Source organism: Kordiimonas sp. SCSIO 12610, from assembly GCF_024398015.1.
GTDB lineage: Bacteria > Pseudomonadota > Alphaproteobacteria > Sphingomonadales > Kordiimonadaceae > CANLMI01.
In genome coordinates this window covers 1,320,627-1,338,565 of sequence record NZ_CP073747.1, presented here as the reverse complement: position 1 = coordinate 1,338,565, position 17,939 = coordinate 1,320,627, and the positions used below count along the sequence as shown (strand labels likewise).

Genomic DNA, 17,939 nt, shown 5'->3' with positions numbered 1-17,939 from the left:
CCCTATGCTTCTGGCTGTGGTTCACCAAGATTAGCACCGCCCGATGTTGGTACAGTGGACGCTGGTGCTGGTGGTTTTGGTGGTGTGTCTGACTTGTCATTCTTGCGAATTTCTTCACCTGCAAGCAATGCCTTAATCTCATCACCAGAAAGCGTTTCATATTCAAGAAGCGCATTCGCAAGTGTATGAAGATCATCATTGAAGTCAGTCAAAATTTGTTTTGCACGGTCATTAGCATCATCAACAAATCTGCGAATTTCCTCGTCGATAATCTTGGCTGTGGCACCAGATACATTCTGCTGACGAGCAACGGAATGACCGAGGAATACCTCTTCCTCATTTGATGCATAGAGTAATGGCCCAAGTTTATCAGACATGCCCCACTGGGTTACCATTGCGCGCGCAAGGTTCGTTGCATACTGGATATCACTTGATGCACCGGAAGTTACTTTATCATAGCCAAAGATAATTTCTTCAGCCACACGTCCACCCATCGCGATGGCGAGATTGTCATGCATTTTCTCACGCGACTGCGAATATTCATCACGCTCTGGCAAGCGCATCACCATACCAAGGGCACGGCCCCGTGGAATGATTGTTGCCTTATGGATCGGATCAGACGATTTACAGTGCAATGACACCAGCGCATGGCCGCCTTCATGGTAAGCCGTCAGCTTTTTCTCATCATCAGTCATAACCATTGAGCGACGCTCTGAGCCCATCATGACCTTGTCTTTAGCGTCTTCAAATTCCTGCATCGCCACCACTTTTTTACCGCGGCGGGCAGCAAGAAGCGCTGCTTCGTTCACAAGGTTCATCAAATCCGCACCTGAGAAACCAGGCGTACCACGTGCGATTGTGCGCACATTAACATCCGGTGCAAGCTGTGGAATTTTACGGATATGAACACCTAAAATTTGCTCACGACCTGTAATATCAGGGTTTGGCACAACGACCTGACGGTCAAAACGGCCTGGGCGCAAGAGCGCAGGATCAAGAACATCAGGGCGGTTTGTCGCCGCTACGATTATGATACCTTCGTTTGCTTCGAAACCATCCATTTCTACAAGTAACTGGTTAAGCGTTTGTTCGCGCTCGTCGTTACCGCCGCCAACACCAGCACCCCGGTGACGGCCAACCGCATCGATCTCGTCAATGAAGATGATGCACGGTGCATTCTTCTTCGCTTGCTCGAACATGTCGCGGACACGGCTTGCGCCTACACCCACAAACATTTCAACAAAGTCAGAACCTGAAATTGTAAAGAAAGGCACGTTTGCTTCGCCCGCGATCGCACGTGCAAGCAATGTTTTACCAGTACCCGGAGGGCCTACAAGAAGCGCACCCTTAGGGATCTGACCGCCAACTTTCTGGAACTTTTGTGGGTCTTTCAGGAAATCTACAATCTCTTCCAATTCTTCCTTGGCTTCTTCGATCCCTGCAACATCCTCAAATGTAACACGTCCCTGCTTTTCAGTAAGCAAACGTGCGCGTGATTTACCAAAGCCCATAGCGCCGCCACCGCCGCCTTTGCCTTGCATTTGACGCATGAAGAATATCCAGACACCAATCAGCAAAATAAACGGAAGCCAAGAAATCAAAGCAGTTGTCAGAAAACTCTGATCAACCTTCTTCTCAGTATAATTGACATTATTTGCCGAAAGAAGTTCGTAAAGATTTTCGTGGAAGATAGGTTTGACAGCACTAAATTCCTCACCGCTTGTAAGCGTACCAGAAACATCCTGTCCTTCGATTTCGACCTTGGCAACATTACCTGCCTTGATCTCTTCGATGAACTGAGTGTACGGTATTTCATCCGAACTACCCGAGCCGCTATTAAATTGTTGAAACAGTACAAGCAGCACAAGAATAATAACTGCCCACATTAGTGCATTACGCATCAAACTGTTCACGTTCTATTGCCTTTCTATACTCTGGTATGCTGCTTTTATCACATCTGCGATCAATAGTTGCAGTCTCTATCAGAGCCTTATAATACTCGCTACCCAAATATTCCCTTTGGACAAGAAATAAGCTCATTCCAAAAAGGTGCAAGGGGTTATCGTTATTTATTTGTCACTTTTTCGACAAAGCGCCATTTATTAAAGACACACTGATCTTAATATTTTCCAAATCACTGTACTCTAAATGCGGTACTGCACGCAATCCAGAAGCATCAAAAACAGCAGGTAGCGACAATTTCACCCTGTGTGGAAGCTTTGCCACAACTGCATTTTCCCGTACCTCAGGAAATTTTTGTAGAAGTTCCCGCCATCCGTCTTCACCCAGCTTACTAATATAGTACGGATAATTATCGGTTTCCGATGAAATATTGGAGGTTGAAACTGTCAGCGAAAAACGATTGTCCCAGATATATTCGCCGCCTCCTTCGACCGTAACCCTATCAGTAATATGGCTATTTTCCCGGCTAATCAGGGTTTCGTCATCTGAAAGCGTGATTTCTGTCCCCATCAGCGTTTGGCCCGAAAACGTGTCATTCGTTCTAAGAGTATCATAGAGGCGATAAAGCTTTTCAAAACGCGGGGCATACAGGTTTCCTGAAACACGCCGGATTAGCCCCCCCAACCCTCTTAATATAATTTCTTCAGGCGCGACCTTGAGCGATGATGCTTTAAAGGAGACACAACCAAATTTATCAAATACTACATGCCTCGACACCCATTCTGCCTCATAAAAGCGCAAAGCATCGCGGGTACGCGCGAAATGATTCGCTGTCGCGGCCAAACGTTCAGGCGTAAAACCATCCAGCATAGGGTTTTCCAGGAAACGACGCACCTTCACCCGGTTAAATTGTTCCTTTTCATTACTGGGGTCATCTATCCACTCAATATTTCGCTTTGTCAGATACTCTTTCAGACCATCTTTGCTGAAATTCAATAGCGGCCTGACGATCTTAATATTTTTATTGGTCAAACCCAATGATACCGGTTCAATCGATGCCAATCCATAAACTCCGCTCCCACGTGCCAAGCGCAACAGAAACGTTTCTGCCTGATCATTCATATGATGCGCTGTTAAAAGGTGATCAATCCCATTGTCACGGCACCAATTTTCCAGCAATTCATAGCGGGCTTCCCTTGCTTCGGCCTGAAGGTTGCTTTCTGGCTTTACCCCATTCCAACGCAGGATATGATGCTCGATATCGTGCTTAGTCAGAAGTGAATGCACATAGTCGGCTTCATCCGCGCTTTCACCGCGCAATTGGTGATCAACCGTCAAGCCAACAATAGGCGCAATTTCGGATACCATTAATGCTAAAGCGAGGCTATCCGCACCGCCAGATACCGCTACAGCAAGCCTTTCGCTATCCGAACATATTCCTAATGCCTGTAACTGAGCCGCAAGATCATCAGAGGAAAATAATCGAGGTCCCTTCTCGGGGGCAGTCATCATCTGTTCCTCTGAGCGGTAGTCATGGTTAACTACATTTAGCGCGGCCAGATACGCGGACCGCACGGTCACGAAGCCTGTTGCTAACGCCAGACGCGCTTCGCTCAAACTCCGCCAGAGCATTACAGGCGTCCGAGGAACTATCCAGATTGATCAATGTCTCCGCGAGGTCAACAAGCGCATCGGGCCTGCGCGGGTGATTGGGGTGCTCTTCGATCAATTTCAAAAAGCTTTGAGCGGCCTGCCCTGGCCGTTTTTGAAGGTAATGAATACGTCCAATCCAGTATTTGGCGTTGCCAGTACGGCTATCGCCCGGATTTGCTGCCAAAAACTTTTCCATGGCGATCAAGCCGCTATCCAGATCGTTTTGACGGATCAGGCTGAACGCATAATCATACTGCACCGCAGGATCACCCGCAGGAAGCTCGATCGCAGGTGCAATAGGTTCAGGGTTTACGGGCGTTCGGCCAGCATCTGTTACATTGTTAGCTGATCGATTTGAATTAGAATTCCGTGGTAGTGCATTTGATTGCTTGAGGTCATTGATTTTTAAGTCAGTGTCCTTTTGAACGGCTTCCAACGCTTCTTCCAATTGGCGTTGACGATATTCCAGTTCTTCAAGACGGCCCGTTAAAATACGCAACTGTTTCTCTACAGCAGAAATCTTAACTGACATATCGGCAACGATACGCGTTGTATTACTGCCCTGCTGCGCAGGCTGCGCCGGATTACCAAATTCCTGCTGCGCCGCATCAATATTGCCGCCGTTTGTGCCAAAAACACGGCGCTGAAGTGCGCGGAGTTGCCGCTCAATCCGGTCAATTTTCTTTGCTGTGTCTTGCCCATAAACGGGAGACACTCCCCCAACGATGGAAATACCCACACACCATATGATCACAAATGACAGGTTCCGCACGACCTTCTCCCTACCTTATAGATACTAGTATCGTCTTAGTTTCTTTCGCATCTAATGTGCAATCAAAAAACGGCTAAAAAACGAACAGTTCGCCCATTTCTGTGTAAATGGTATAAAAAACCCCGCCCCAACTACCTTGGGACAGGGCTAAATTTCGTAACCAGATTGTAGTCTTAGTTAAAAGTCAGAACACCGCGACGGTTTTGGCCGTGGTTGCCCGCGCTCACTGGGCGCTCTTTACCGTAACTGATTGTGCTAAGGCGTGATGCTGGAACACCGAGCGTCACAAGATAGTTTTTAACCGCAGTTGCACGGCGCTCACCAAGTGCAAGGTTATATTCGCGTGTACCGCGTTCGTCACAGTGACCTTCGATGGTAAGATTAATGCGCTTGCCTTGTAACCACTGCGCTTGCTTCGCTAATGTCTCACGTGCATTCGCATTAAGCTCAGAGCTATCATATTCAAAATAAACACGGTCGCCGCCAGCATACGCTTCAAGATCGCGTAACTCTGTTCCTGTTAGTGGATCATACGGCTTAGGAGCAACAGTCTCAGGGCCAGTATTCGTTGTTTCTTCTACAACCGGAGGTGTGTTATCGACACCTGATGTACTCTCATCAACATTATTGTCTTTAGAACAAGCTGCAAGCAATAGTGTAACAGCAGAAATAATTGCGACTTTTTTGCCGAAACTCTCGGACATAATTTTTGCTCCCTCTAGCGGGTTAGGGGTTCCCGACACAAATAAACGCGACTTGATCATGACAGCCAATGGTTTCAAATCACTTCTCGCGAAAGACTATACTGTTGCCTTTCCAGATGATCAAGCACTCAAAAGTGGCCAAATGCTTGAAATCATGCCTTATTTCACAAAAAATACAGTAAATGGGATTTTTTACTGTTCAAAAGATTGCCCGTGTAAGCGCTGAAAGGGCAAAAAAGCCAATAATAATGGCAAAAACCCTGTTAATTTTAACAAGTGTCGCATCACTAATTTTTGAACTGAAATGGCTACCCACAAGCCCCAGAAATGCCCACCAAATCATACTTCCGATAATCACACCAAGGCACAACATGCCTCCTTCAAGGTAGCGCGCAGTCGTACCAGCCGTAAAATCGCCTAACCCTGCCAAGCTAAAAAGCCCCAGAAAACCAATAAAGACACCGGGGTTTGCGATCGTCAGTGAAAAGCTAGCCATAAGGCTACTTTTCATTCCCTTGGAACTTTGCGTGCTAGAATGTGTTTGATCAATATGCGGGTCAGATCGCCATGTATGAAATGCGAAAGCCGCCATAATCACTGCCCCAAAACCAATGAACCAAACTTCATAAGCCATGAAAAGCTTGTGAACCGCCCCCAAACCAAATGCAGCAAGGCCAGCATAAAATGTATCTGCGATAGCGGCGCCAAAACCTATGATCGTTGCTTCCAGCGCTTTACCTGACAGGCTCCTTTTCAGGCATATGATATTAACCGGACCAACAGGGGCAGAGACCAGAATGCCAAACAGTATGCCCCACAATGAATATCCAACAATATCAGCCATCTTTATTCCAAAAGCCTAACATCAGCCGCATATACTGACACTATATATTGGCGGTATATATAATATCTATTACAGTTTTCCAACGGATAAGCCTGATAGAAATCCGGCCCTAAGCAGACACAGCAGTTCCAAACAATTCAACGGTCGATAAAACAACAAGGCTTGAAATAATTGGCAAAAGTTTTATTTCCTATCCTTCAGTATTTTTCATTGGGTCAAAGGTTCAGGTCATGGCATCACGCGGTATTAAATTAGAGAATAGATCAGTTCTCCGACTGAAGGGGAGCGATATTCACACGTTCCTGCAAGGCTTGATAACAAATGATGTAAACCGTGCCACAACCAGTGACGCCGTTTACGCTGGTTTGCTAACGCCCCAGGGTAAATATCTATTTGATATGATCATTATTGCCGATAATGACGACTTATTGCTGGATATCGAACACGCGCGGAAGGACGATCTGGTTCGCCGCCTCACAATGTATAAATTACGGGCAGACGTTGATATTATTGACGAAAGTGAAGCCCTTAATGTTTGGGCTGTCGTGAGTGACAATGAAGACTATTCTGATATTTCAGAAGCTCCGATTTTCACGGACCCTAGGTCTAGCGCGCTCGGCAAACGGGTTATTACTGAGAGCGCCCTATCCGTTTCAGCTATGTCATTTGAAGATTACGAAAAGCTTCGCATTCAAAATACCGTTCCAGATGCCAGCCGTGATATGAAAACAGAGAAATATTTCTGGCTTGAAACCAATGCAGACAAGTTAAACGGCGTTGATTTTGATAAAGGCTGTTATGTGGGCCAGGAACTGACTGCCAGAATGAAACACCGAACAAGTATAAAGAAAAGCCTTGTTACCCTTAATAGCAAAGAAGCCCCGATCGCAGAGGGTGTTGCTATATTAAACGATGCTGGAAAAACAATCGGTGAAACACATAGTGCATGCGGTACAACAGCTATTGGGTTTGTCCGATTGGAATATTTGAAGGACGACGCTACCTTCACCGCTGACGATGTAGCCATAGAAATAACAGCCCCCTCTGATCAGTAACGATGTCTTATAATCCTGCAATTTAATCAAAGGGTTGCGGGCCTGTATAAAAATATAGCATGATCATGAATATAAAGAGGTTAGTTACATCGGAGGGACGACATGGCTAAGCGTAAAAAACAATCATCGCACAAGGAAATGAGCAAATCAGAAAAACAAAAGCTCATAGTTTTAGGTGCAACTGCCGCGGCAGCTATTTTGTTTTTTCTATTTTTAGGTAGCTAGAATTCTGGCTTTCCGGTGTGTTACTGTCACAAACAAAAAATTAGCTTCAAATTTCTGTACTCTCAGCACCGGTAATCATAACGATTTTATCCACCGCATCATTTGTCGATGTGAAGGCAAATATTCCACGATATACATTAATGAATTCTCGGCCTTCAAAAGGGATCACTGTATGGGAAAGCATATAGCCTGGGTTTGCAATCAGTTCGTTGAATTCACGCAGGCGTTCCGAAAGTGCTTCTGTGGCTAAAACATCCTCAAGCGCAGTTCCCTGGGCATTTTTTCCCGCCATTTTTTCAACTTCACTGCCCTGAAGTTTCATACGGTGGATGGTTTTACCGTCACGTTCAGCGCGTTCAATAACACTCGCCCACGGAAGAACTGAAGCACAGGTTAATGGTGTAAAGTTTTCCCACAATGCAGCGCCATTGGCCTTTGGGAAGGTTGGCCATTTTTCCGCAAATACAGCAACAGGATGCCTTGAAGGAATATCCCCAATACTAAGTGCATCTATCACGAACTTATCCGCCACATGTTTGTCCCGCCCCCAAGCGCGCTCTGATAAATATTTCGGTTAAAATTGCTGCCAACACATCATAATATTGGCAGCAAATATAAAGGCTTAAACCCTGAGGTCAGGTTTTACAACAAAGGACTTAACGATCCTTTAACGCCGCCTGTGCCGCTGCAAGGCGCGCAATCGGAACACGGAACGGCGAACAGGATACATAATCCAAACCAACATTATGGCAGAACTCTACAGACGCCGGATCACCGCCGTGCTCACCGCAGATACCAAGCTTGAGGTCAGCTTTGGTCGAACGACCACGCTCAGCGCCCAGTTTCACAAGCTCGCCAACACCGTCTATGTCAATCGATACAAACGGATCCTGCGCAAAAATATCCATCTTCACATACTGGTCAAGGAAACGGCCCGCGTCATCACGGCTGATCCCAATCGCGGTTTGCGTCAGATCATTGGTTCCGAACGAGAAAAAGTCCGCGGAATTAGCGATCTTGTTTGCCGCTATCGCAGCACGCGGAAGCTCGATCATGGTCCCAACCATATAATCAACCTTCGCGCCTTTTTCTGCGAATACTTCCTCGGCTACAGCCTCTACCTTGCCGCGCAGGATCGCAAGCTCGCTTTCGGTCGCCACAAGTGGGATCATAATCTCAGGTACAACGGTTTCACCTGTGTCAGCTTCAACAGCAAGCGCCGCTTCAAAAATCGCCCTTGCCTGCATCTCATAAATCTCTGGATATGTGATACCAAGGCGGCAACCACGGTGACCAAGCATCGGGTTAAATTCATGCAACTCGTTTGCACGCTGTTTCAGCTTCTTCACATCCATGCCGATCGCGTTTGCGACATCTTCGAACTCGTCATCTTCACGCGGTAGGAACTCGTGAAGCGGCGGGTCCAAAAGACGGATCGTTACCGGAAGGCCGCGCATGATCTTGAAAATCTCTTCAAAATCACCCTTTTGCATTGGAAGTAGTTTCGCAAGGGCTTCCTTGCGGCCCTTCAGGTCTTCTGCCAAAATCATCTGGCGTACGGCAATAATCCGCTCACCCTCAAAGAACATATGCTCGGTCCGGCAAAGGCCAATACCTTCCGCGCCGAACTCACGCGCCGCTGATGTATCGGTTGGTGTGTCCGCGTTCGTGCGAACCTTCAATTTGCGGTATTTGTCCGCCCATACCATTAGGCTTGCGAAATCACCAGCAAGCTCCGGTTGAAGAGTTTTCACTTCACCGATCATCACTTCACCGGAACCACCATCAATGGTGATAATATCGCCGGCCTTGATCTCACGGCCCATACAGGTCATCACACCGGCCTTACCATCGATGCGGATTTGGCCAGCACCCGATACGCACGGGCGACCCATTCCGCGGGCAACGACGGCTGCGTGGCTTGTCATACCGCCGCGCGCGGTCAAAATGCCCTTCGCTGCGTGCATACCGTGAATATCTTCAGGGCTGGTTTCAATCCGGCACAGGATCACGGCCTCACCCGCTTTTGCTTTTTCTTCTGCCGTGTCGGCGTCAAACACCACAATACCAGAAGCTGCACCCGGTGATGCAGGAAGGCCACGCGTTAAAATATCGCGCGGTGCATCAGGATCAAGCGTAGGGTGAAGAAGCTGGTCCAAAGCACCCGGCTCAACACGCATCACAGCTGTTTCCTCGTCGATCAGGCCTTCAGCAACCATTTCAACCGCAATCTTAAGCGCAGCCTTCGCGGTCCGTTTACCCGCGCGGGTCTGAAGCATCCATAATTTGCCGTTTTGAACCGTAAATTCGATATCCTGCATGTCGCGGTAATGCTTCTCAAGCTTGGCGAAAACATCCGCAAGCTGGCCGTAAACATCCGGCATGCTTTCTTCCATTGAGGGCGCAGTTGCCCCCGCCTTTTCGCGCGCACGTTTGGTCAGGTTCTGCGGTGTGCGGATCCCCGCCACCACATCCTCGCCCTGCGCGTTAATCAGATATTCGCCGTAATATTCGTTTTCGCCTGTCGATGGATCACGGGTGAAGGCAACACCGGTTGCAGACGTTTCACCCATATTACCAAAGACCATGGCCTGCACGTTTACGGCAGTACCCCACGCTTCGGGGATATTGTTGAGTTTGCGGTAAACCTTCGCGCGTTCAATGCGCCAGCTACCGAACACGGCGCCAATCGCGCCCCAAAGCTGTTCCTTGACATCAAGTGGGAACGGGCGGCCAAGCTCTTCTTCGGTTTTGGCTTTAAATTTACCCGCAAGTTCGCGCCAATCATCAGCGTCCAGATCCGTATCCAGATCAACGCCTTTTTCTTCCTTGTGGATTTCGATCAGTTCTTCAAAATGGTAATGATCAACGCCCAAAACCACGTCTGAATACATCTGAATGAACCGGCGATAGCTATCCCATGCGAAGCGCTCGTTGCCTGAGTTTCTCGCTAACCCCTGAACCGTTTCATCATTCAGACCAAGGTTCAAAACCGTATCCATCATGCCCGGCATGGATACCCGCGCGCCCGAGCGCACTGAAACCAACAATGGGTTATCGCTGTCACCAAACTTGGCACCAACGCTTGCTTCCACCGCCTTCAGCGCATCATTCACCTGCGCTTCCAGTTCTGCCGGATATTGACGCCCATTATCATAATAATAGGTACAAACCTCGGTGGTGATCGTAAGGCCCGGAGGAACCGGAAGGCCAAGGGATGCCATTTCAGCGAGGTTCGCACCCTTGCCACCAAGAAGGTTTTTCATATCCGCGCGACCATCTGCACTGCCGCCGCCGAAGCTATAAACCCATTTCGTCATTTTAGAGCGTCCTTTTATCCATCAAATGGAATGCATTAAAAAATTAAATCTATTTGCCCACTAAAGTGATAAGCACCCACACCTATCCGAAAAAACCTAACTTTTTCTTACTTGAATTAAATTATCTAACCTTCGATTTTCTCGAAATCCGCAACGGCGTTCACAGCACCCCGGATCGCATTCAGAATATTCAGGCGATTTTTACGAATGTCTTTATCATCAGCGTTCACAATAACGGCGTCAAAGAAGGCATCGATCGGTGCGCGCAGTTTCGCAAGCGCTGCCATCGCGCCCTCGAAATCTTCTCCTTCAAGCGCTGTTTTTGCGGCATCACCATTTACCCTTAGTGCGTCAGCGAGGGTTTTCTCTTCCGCGCTTTCAAGGCGATCAACCTCAATCGCACCATCGTACGCACGATCATCCTTTTTCTCTTCGATCTTCAGGATGTTTGCTGCACGTTTGTAACCCGCGAGCAAGTTGACACCATCATCGGTATCAAGGAAAGCCGTTAGAGCATTTACGCGGTTCAATACGCGAACCAAATCATCATCACCGTTTGCAAATACAGCATCGATCAAATCGTGACGGATACCCTTTTCCCGTTGCTGAACCTTCAGACGATCAGCGAAAAATGATAGAAGCCCGATTTGAACATCATTTAATTGAATAAACTCTGTAAGTGGTGCATGCCTTACCTTAGTTCGTCCGACATCATCAGTTTCTAAAACTTCACCATGGCCCCATGCTGTTGGAGATTCGTCATTATTATCAAACTTGCTGTATGTATTATACGCTATTTCAATTATACTCTTATTACTCAAACGAAGCTCATTCTCAGTAATTAAACGAATTACCCCAAGTGCAGCTCTACGCAATGCGAATGGATCTTTTGAGCCTGTGGGTTTCTGATCAATCGCAAAAAAGCTAACTAATGTATCGAGTTTTTCGGCTAACGCTACGGCAACAGAAACTGGCGCTGTTGGGCATTCGTCATTCGGGCCAAGCGGTGAATAATGATCCTTGATTGCATCGGCAACCGCATCGCTTTCGCCCTGCTTCAGCGCATAATAACGGCCCATCGCACCCTGTACTTCAGGGAACTCATAGACCATGTTGGAAACAAGGTCTGCTTTCGCAAGCTCGGCTGCGCGTTCCGCCGCGTCCGCGTCACAGCCCGGAATGAAATTAGCAAGATAACGCGCCAGTTTTTTCATGCGCTCAACGCGGTCATGAACGCTGCCCAAATCTTTGTGGAATACGATTTCCTTAAGGGCATCCAGATTATGATCCAGCTTGCCTTTCAAATCCTGATCCCAGAAGAATTTCGCGTCTGAAAGCCGTGCTGATAGAACGCGTTCGTTCCCGGCTGCTACCGCATCGCCGCCGTCAGATGGTTCGATATTGGCAACCGTGATAAAATACGGCGCAAGTTTGCCGGTGTTCGGATCACGGGTTACGAAATATTTCTGATCCTTTTTCATGGTCAGGATCAAAACTTCCTCAGGCACTTCCATGAAGCTTGGATCGAACCCGCCCATCAGGGGCACTGGCCATTCGATAAGCCCAGCGACCTCTGCCAACAAACCGCGATCTTCAACCCATTCAAGGCCTTTCGCTGCTGCCAGTTCTTTCGCCTTCGCTTCAATAAGTTCCGCACGCTCACCAGCGTCCAGCATGACCTTATGCTCAAGCAATTTTGCCTTATAGTCAGCAAAGTCAGTAACTGTGAGCTCGTCCGGCGCCATAAAACGGTGGCCCGATGTGGTGTTACCAGATTTGATGCCTTCAACTTCAAGATCGATAGTTTCACCGTCAAGAATGCACAGGATTGAATGCAATGGGCGCACCCATTTTAACATTCCGCTGCCCCAGCGCTGTGACTTGGGCCATGGGAAGTTTTTGATTGTATCCGCTAGCAGGTCTGCAACGACCTCGGCTGTTTGCTTACCCTTCTTTTCAATGACCGCGAAAAGGAACGTACCCTTTGGTGTTTCGCGTTCTTCGCAGGCATCGCGCGCCACACCAGCACCGCGCAGGAAGCCTTCGATCGCTTTTTCGGGCGCATCTGCACGCGGGCCGCGGCGTTCCTCGCGCACATCAGGGGTACTGACAGGAAGGTTTGTGACATTAAGCGCAAGGCGGCGCGGTGTTACATAGGCATCGGCACCGTCAAACTTAAGGCCCGCAGCCTTAAGGCCATCGGTTATCATGCGCTTAAGGTCATCAGACGCCTTTTTCTGCATCCGTGCAGGAATTTCTTCCGAGAATAATTCAATCAGGAGATCAGCCATTTTATTTCTCCCATCCATAGTCGTTTTTCCAACGATCTTCGTTCTTTTCAATCCATACGTCACAGCACCCTTTAGCAAGGTCGCGCACGCGGCCAATATAGGCCTGTCGTTCCGTAACCGAAATCACACCGCGCGCGTCGAGCAAGTTGAAGGTGTGGCTTGCACGGATACATTGCTCATAGGCAGGCAGCGGTAATTTTGCTTCCAACAGTTTCGCGCACTCGTCTTGCGCTTCAGCAAAATCACGGAAAAGCTTTTCGGTATTGGCATGCTCGAAATTGAAGGCAGACTGTTGTTTCTCATTCTCGAGAAATACATCACCGTACGTGACGCCTGCGCCGTTATAATCCAGATCATAAACATTATCGACGCCCTGCACGAACATCGCAAGGCGCTCCAGACCATACGTCAGTTCACCAGCGACAGGCTTGCAGTCAAAGCCGCCCATTTGCTGGAAATAGGTATATTGGCTCACTTCCATACCGTCACACCAGATTTCCCAGCCTAGGCCCCATGCCCCGAGGGTTGGGCTTTCCCAATCATCCTCAACAAAGCGAATATCATGAAGGTCTGCGTCAATCCCGATTGCCTTCAAACTGCCAAGGTAAAGGTCCTGCATGTTGGCGGGGCTTGGTTTCAAAACCACCTGAAACTGGTAATAATGCTGCAATCGGTTCGGGTTTTCGCCGTAACGGCCATCAGTTGGGCGGCGGCATGGCTGTACGAAGGCCGCATTCCAAGGCTCTGGACCCAATGTTTTCAGTGTTGTCGCCGTATGAAATGTCCCCGCGCCCATTTCCATATCATAGGGCTGTAGGATCACGCAGCCGCCATTTTCTGGACGTGCCCAGTATTCCTGCAAGGTCAGGATCATTTTTTGGAAAGGCATCGCAGTCTTGGATGCAGAGGATACAGAAGTGGACATAGGCATTTATACCAGTCAATAAGAGGTCACAGCATTAAGAAAACCCACTTTGATAAGATTGAGTTTCCTTAAAGAATCTTTGGCGGCAACCTAGCCCCTAGCCCATACGTGGTCAAGCACAGAGATGGGACATATCATTGCTTTTTATCAAGCAATAACTGGCCCCATGACAAAATGAACACATATGAGCTGATATTGAGCAATGAATGGAAAGCTATGTACCATTATATCCCGAGTTGTGTGCTATCCTATACGCTTTGTTACATCATTTCCTGAACAAAGTGATTGGCTTTGTCATTCAGGGCCGAGGCCTTGGACCGAAGTTCGGAAACGGCCCCCAAAACATCGTTTGCATGCCCGAGCGTATCAGAAGACGCAGCATTGACATCATTTACCACACCAAGCACTTTTCCAGCACCACCTGCCGCGTGATTGACAGAGACCGCAATTTCCTGTGTGGCTTCGCCCTGTTGCCGCACGGCCTCTGCAACATCAAGGGCGATATCATTCACCTCTTCCATCGTGCCAGAGACAGCGGAAATCCCAGACACAGCGCCTTCGACACCTTTTCGAATTTCGGATATCTGACCGGAAATTTCCTCTGTTGCTGTTGCCGTTTGCGCAGCTAATTGTTTGACCTCTGACGCGACAACAGCAAAGCCCTTGCCCGCCTCGCCAGCGCGCGCTGCCTCTATCGTTGCATTGAGGGCCAGTAAATTTGTTTGCTCGGCAATGTCAGAAATAAGGTCAACCACTTCGCCGATATGTCCTGCGGAGGCAGACAGGCTTTCAACTGTCGATGCCATAGCCTCTGCCTGATTTTGTGCCCTATCGTTGGCACGCTGTGACTGGTTTATTTGATGATTAATAGCTTCAATGGACGCCGATAATTCCTCTGCTGCGGCTGAAACCTGCTCTACACTTGCTGTTGTTTGTTCTGCATTTCCTTTAGCGACGCCCGCGCTTTCGCTCGTTGCTGACGCCAGTGAGGACATGGACTGCACCGAGCTGTTTACTTGCTCTATAGCAGCCATCACATCCTGAATAAGCGCCCCAATATCTGCCTCAAAGCTTGCAGCGAGTTCCTGACGTAGTTTTTTGTTCGCCAACCTTTGTTCTTCCTGTGCTGTCTGTTCTGCCGCGAGCCGCTCTCGCTCTTTCGCTTGTTCAAGCCTCTCCATTTCCTGGCGGGCGATCCTATCAGCTTCCGCTTGCGCTCTTTGCTGTTCCTCAAGTTCTGCTTTTTCAATCAAGCTGTTTTGAAACAGTTTCAGGGCCTTGGCAATTGCACCCAATTCATCGCCGCGGGCGAGGCCGGGGATCGCAAGGCTGGCATCGCCAGTTTCTGCCATTTTGGTCATAACCTCGGTAATACGTGCCATCGGCTTAATGATCGATAGAGCGAGTGATAAAACACTGACACCAATCACTAACGTAGCCATAACAACAATGATGGGCATATTCGCCTTGCTCTCGTTAACAATTTCAGCGGCATTTGGGCCGAGCGTATCCTGTGCGGTTTGCAGTTTGTTCTGAAGCCCATCAAGCGCCAATGCAACGCGGGGGCCGATTTGATCGAGAGCGCTGGCATAAATTTCATCACGGGTTATGGTATCATCGGACTGAACAGCGCGGTTAAAAGCAGAGTTATAGGCGGTTATTTCTTCCTCCAACTCGGTCAAGAGGGTACGTGTCGATGGATCTGCAATCAGTTGTTGGATAAGGCCCTGAGTTTCGACGATCTCGGCATAATTATTAGTAACTTCACGCGCCTGTTCACCGTTCAAGCTTGTTCGGTATTTAAGCGCTGCTATACGCATCTGCATGAAGTCTTCTGCGATATCAGAAACCAGATTTTGTGCACGCGCGGTGGCGCGGTATTCGGTGAATGTATCACCCAATTTGTCGGTATTTATATAACCAAATCCACCAATAAGAAGAACACCAATGATGGAAAATGCCGCCAGAATAGCAAGTTTGACAGAAACTGAAATTTTTTGAAACATCGACCCCTCGTCTATTTCAATCGTTAATCCAATCTCCCTTAAAACTCAAAACACCCCATTTTGCTGTACGGCGAGATCAGAAGTGTGGATCAAAAATAGACGAAATAAGATGCACCTATCGTGAAAGGCACAAGCAAATACTTGATGAGAAAACCCCGAATTTCTCATTGAATAGCCCCGATAGAGCATGTGGTATAAAGGCTAGGCCGTCAGAATGATAGGAGCACCCTTGGTCACGACAAAACTGTGCTCGAACTGGGCACCAATTCCACCATTTGCAAGACGGAGTGTCCAACCATCATCATCCTCCGCGTACGATCTGCTTTTGGTCGCAAGAAAAGGTTCAATTGTTAGAACCTGTCCTTCCACAAGGCGTTTGCGGTCGCTCGGGTAATATTTATTGGAAACGGTAGGTTCCTCGTGGATCCATGCGCCAACACCGTGGCCGTTCAATCCTTCAATGATATTATAGCCATGCTTTTTCGCTTCTCGCTCAACCACCTTGGCGATAATATTGATGGGCTCGCCTGCCTTAGCCGCATACATGGCCTTGCGCTGCGCCGTTTGGGTAACATCCAACAATTTCTGCCGCTCAACGCTGATTTCACCAACCGCGAAGCTTGCCCCTGTATCACCGAAGAAACCATCTTTTTCCGCTGATACATCGATGTTGACCAATTGCCCTTCCTGAAGCGGAACATCATCAGGAATACCGTGCGCGATCGCAGTTTCGACCGAAATACAGGTAAAGCCCGGAAAATCATAAGCAAGCATGGGCGCTGACTGCGCACCTCGTTCAGCGAGCATACGCCCACCGATCATATCAAGCTCGCGCGGTGTTACCCCTGGCCTAACCGCTGCCCCCATCTCGCGGAGTACATCGCGGCAGATTGCCCCAATTTCCTGAAGTTTTTTTAAACTATCGACATCATTAACTGTCATATTTCGCCGTTTTCCCTAATTCGCTCATGGTGCTGAATAACCTCGCGAATAATAAAATGAAGGAACTTTTCACTGAAAGCCGGATCGAGGTTAGCAGATTTCGCGAGATCCCTGAGCCTCGCAATTTGCTTTTCCTCCCGTGATGGATCAGCGGGTGGCAGATCATGCTCTTTCTTATAAAAACCAACTTTTTTTGTAATCTTAAAGCGTTCCGCCAACATAAAAACAAGTGCAGCATCAATATTATCAATGCTTTCGCGGTATTCCTGAAGTTTCTTTTTGTGATTCAATTCCATCTTATCAATAGTTCCTATTCATATAGAAACTATTCCCTTCATTTCAGAATTACAGCCCAAATCTGTTCCACCACATACGTTCTTCAACAGCACTGATTAACCCTGCTGGCAAATCTTCAACCTTACCCAATCGGTTTGCTGTTACAATTTCATCAATTGATATCTGTCCGCTTTTTAAGCCCAACAAAGCGCCAAATTTTGATTTCTTTTCACCAACGACTTTCAAAACGACCTTGTCGCCGAAACGGTCCCGCATGACCGAGCGAACATCGCCGACGCCGTCAACCAAACCAAGCTTAATCGCTTCATTCCCGGTAAACACATCGCCAGAGAATATCTTGCCCCGCAGTCCTTTGAGACGCTTACCGCGGCGTTTTCTGACCATTGATTTGAAAAATTCGTGGATTTCATCCTGAATTTCGCGGAGCCTTGCAATATCTTCTTCTTTTTCATCAGCAAAGCTATCGAGCATGGATTTGCTTTCGCCGGCTGTGTAAACGCGGCGTTCGACACCTATTTTCTTGATAGCTTCCTGAAAACCAAATCCGCTTGAAATAACGCCGATACTTCCAACAAGCGAGGCTTCATTCACATAAATTTCGTCTGCTGCGAGCGATATCATATAGCCACCAGACGCGGCGACATCCTCAGCAAACGCCAAGACAGGAATGTCTTTTTCGTCGGCATATGCGCGAATTCTATCTGTAATCATCGCTGACTGAACCGGCGAACCACCCGGCGAATTAACGAGAAGAGCCACCGCCTTTACACCCTGCATGGTGAAAGCCTGCTCAATTTGATCTGCTACACTCGCCAAGTTTAGATTTGAGCGGAAACGACCACCGCCAGAGGCAATTACCCCTTCCAGGCGGATAACAGCGACCTTCGGCGCTGGTTCACCAAAAACAGTTTTTTTCAGTTGAAACCATGCTGTCGAAATTGTTTTGCGCATGTCGTTTTCTTCTCCAGAGGAATAGCGTTTATTATTCGTGCCGTATTGTTAG

15 protein-coding genes are annotated in these 17,939 nt (G+C 48.1%); 2 read left to right on the top strand and 13 right to left on the bottom strand.

The genetic code is table 11. The features are described from left to right. Window positions 1-2: 2 nt before the first annotated feature. The 5 genes from ftsH to KFF44_RS06015 all read right to left on the bottom strand — a co-directional run bounded on the left by ftsH (window position 3) and on the right by KFF44_RS06015 (window position 5,875). Window positions 3-1,901 carry an ATP-dependent zinc metalloprotease FtsH gene (gene ftsH, locus KFF44_RS06035; protein ID WP_255938183.1) on the bottom strand — a complete coding sequence of 633 codons (1,899 nt, stop codon included), beginning with the start codon at window positions 1,899-1,901 and terminating at the stop codon, window positions 3-5. 175 nt (window positions 1,902-2,076) lie between these two features. Beyond that, a complete protein-coding gene (tilS, locus tag KFF44_RS06030) occupies window positions 2,077-3,534 on the bottom strand; it encodes a tRNA lysidine(34) synthetase TilS (RefSeq protein ID WP_255938181.1) in 1,458 nt (485 codons plus the stop codon). Next, the gene (locus tag KFF44_RS06025) at window positions 3,440-4,327 is read right to left on the bottom strand and encodes a tetratricopeptide repeat protein (RefSeq protein ID WP_255938178.1); all 888 of its coding nucleotides are present in this window, start codon (window positions 4,325-4,327) and stop codon (window positions 3,440-3,442) included. The genes tilS and KFF44_RS06025 overlap by 95 nt, the downstream gene beginning before the upstream one ends. 173 nt (window positions 4,328-4,500) lie before the next feature. Next, window positions 4,501-5,031 (bottom strand): OmpA family protein, encoded by a 531-nt coding sequence (locus KFF44_RS06020; protein WP_255938176.1) that lies wholly within the window; start codon window positions 5,029-5,031, stop codon window positions 4,501-4,503. Window positions 5,032-5,230: 199 nt separating this feature from the next. Continuing rightward, on the bottom strand, window positions 5,231-5,875 hold the full coding sequence (locus KFF44_RS06015) for a LysE family translocator (RefSeq protein ID WP_255938174.1): 645 nt from the start codon (window positions 5,873-5,875) through the stop codon (window positions 5,231-5,233). Between the two features lie 230 nt (window positions 5,876-6,105). Here KFF44_RS06015 and KFF44_RS06010 point away from each other — a divergent pair, with 230 nt between their 5' ends. Continuing rightward, complete coding sequence (locus KFF44_RS06010; protein WP_255938172.1) at window positions 6,106-6,930, top strand: folate-binding protein YgfZ; 825 nt, start codon at window positions 6,106-6,108, stop codon at window positions 6,928-6,930. A 102-nt stretch (window positions 6,931-7,032) separates the two neighbouring features. Then, entirely contained in the window at window positions 7,033-7,155 is a 123-nt protein-coding gene (locus tag KFF44_RS06005; protein ID WP_255938170.1) for a hypothetical protein, read from the top strand. A gap of 46 nt (window positions 7,156-7,201) precedes the next feature. On the opposite strand, the gene KFF44_RS06000 is transcribed toward KFF44_RS06005, so the two are convergent. From KFF44_RS06000 to KFF44_RS05965, 8 genes are all read right to left on the bottom strand, one after another. Beyond that, complete coding sequence (locus tag KFF44_RS06000) at window positions 7,202-7,687, bottom strand: hypothetical protein (protein WP_255938168.1); 486 nt, start codon at window positions 7,685-7,687, stop codon at window positions 7,202-7,204. A 124-nt stretch (window positions 7,688-7,811) separates the two neighbouring features. After that, the gene (ppdK, locus tag KFF44_RS05995; protein WP_255938167.1) at window positions 7,812-10,475 is read right to left on the bottom strand and encodes a pyruvate, phosphate dikinase; all 2,664 of its coding nucleotides are present in this window, start codon (window positions 10,473-10,475) and stop codon (window positions 7,812-7,814) included. A 125-nt stretch (window positions 10,476-10,600) separates the two neighbouring features. Beyond that, window positions 10,601-12,766, bottom strand: a complete 2,166-nt coding sequence (glyS, locus tag KFF44_RS05990; protein ID WP_255938166.1) for a glycine--tRNA ligase subunit beta — start codon at window positions 12,764-12,766, stop codon at window positions 10,601-10,603. Window position 12,767: 1 nt separating this feature from the next. After that, window positions 12,768-13,691 (bottom strand): glycine--tRNA ligase subunit alpha, encoded by a 924-nt coding sequence (locus KFF44_RS05985; RefSeq protein ID WP_255938165.1) that lies wholly within the window; start codon window positions 13,689-13,691, stop codon window positions 12,768-12,770. A 260-nt stretch (window positions 13,692-13,951) separates the two neighbouring features. Then, window positions 13,952-15,697, bottom strand: coding sequence for a methyl-accepting chemotaxis protein (locus KFF44_RS05980; protein ID WP_255938163.1), 1,746 nt, complete (start codon window positions 15,695-15,697; stop codon window positions 13,952-13,954). A gap of 201 nt (window positions 15,698-15,898) precedes the next feature. After that, entirely contained in the window at window positions 15,899-16,639 is a 741-nt protein-coding gene (map, locus tag KFF44_RS05975; RefSeq protein WP_255938162.1) for a type I methionyl aminopeptidase, read from the bottom strand. Continuing rightward, window positions 16,636-16,935, bottom strand: a complete 300-nt coding sequence (locus tag KFF44_RS05970) for a chorismate mutase (RefSeq protein WP_255938161.1) — start codon at window positions 16,933-16,935, stop codon at window positions 16,636-16,638. Before KFF44_RS05970 ends, map begins: the two co-directional genes overlap by 4 nt. 49 nt (window positions 16,936-16,984) lie before the next feature. Beyond that, the gene (locus tag KFF44_RS05965) at window positions 16,985-17,887 is read right to left on the bottom strand and encodes a S49 family peptidase (RefSeq protein ID WP_255938160.1); all 903 of its coding nucleotides are present in this window, start codon (window positions 17,885-17,887) and stop codon (window positions 16,985-16,987) included. Window positions 17,888-17,939: the final 52 nt, after the last annotated feature.

Bases quoted from the DNA above. Each gene is read 5' to 3' on its own strand.
- ftsH (WP_255938183.1), bottom strand. From the start codon at position 1,901: ATGCGTAATGCACTAATGTGGGCAGTTATTATTCTTGTGCTGCTTGTA.
- tilS (WP_255938181.1), bottom strand. From the start codon at position 3,534: ATGCTCTGGCGGAGTTTGAGCGAAGCGCGTCTGGCGTTAGCAACAGGC.
- KFF44_RS06020 (WP_255938176.1), bottom strand. From the start codon at position 5,031: ATGTCCGAGAGTTTCGGCAAAAAAGTCGCAATTATTTCTGCTGTTACA.
- KFF44_RS06015 (WP_255938174.1), bottom strand. From the start codon at position 5,875: ATGGCTGATATTGTTGGATATTCATTGTGGGGCATACTGTTTGGCATT.
- KFF44_RS06010 (WP_255938172.1), top strand. From the start codon at position 6,106: ATGGCATCACGCGGTATTAAATTAGAGAATAGATCAGTTCTCCGACTG.
- KFF44_RS06005 (WP_255938170.1), top strand. From the start codon at position 7,033: ATGGCTAAGCGTAAAAAACAATCATCGCACAAGGAAATGAGCAAATCA.
- ppdK (WP_255938167.1), bottom strand. From the start codon at position 10,475: ATGACGAAATGGGTTTATAGCTTCGGCGGCGGCAGTGCAGATGGTCGC.
- glyS (WP_255938166.1), bottom strand. From the start codon at position 12,766: ATGGCTGATCTCCTGATTGAATTATTCTCGGAAGAAATTCCTGCACGG.
- KFF44_RS05985 (WP_255938165.1), bottom strand. From the start codon at position 13,691: ATGTCCACTTCTGTATCCTCTGCATCCAAGACTGCGATGCCTTTCCAA.
- KFF44_RS05980 (WP_255938163.1), bottom strand. From the start codon at position 15,697: ATGTTTCAAAAAATTTCAGTTTCTGTCAAACTTGCTATTCTGGCGGCA.
- map (WP_255938162.1), bottom strand. From the start codon at position 16,639: ATGACAGTTAATGATGTCGATAGTTTAAAAAAACTTCAGGAAATTGGG.
- KFF44_RS05970 (WP_255938161.1), bottom strand. From the start codon at position 16,935: ATGGAATTGAATCACAAAAAGAAACTTCAGGAATACCGCGAAAGCATT.
- KFF44_RS05965 (WP_255938160.1), bottom strand. From the start codon at position 17,887: ATGCGCAAAACAATTTCGACAGCATGGTTTCAACTGAAAAAAACTGTT.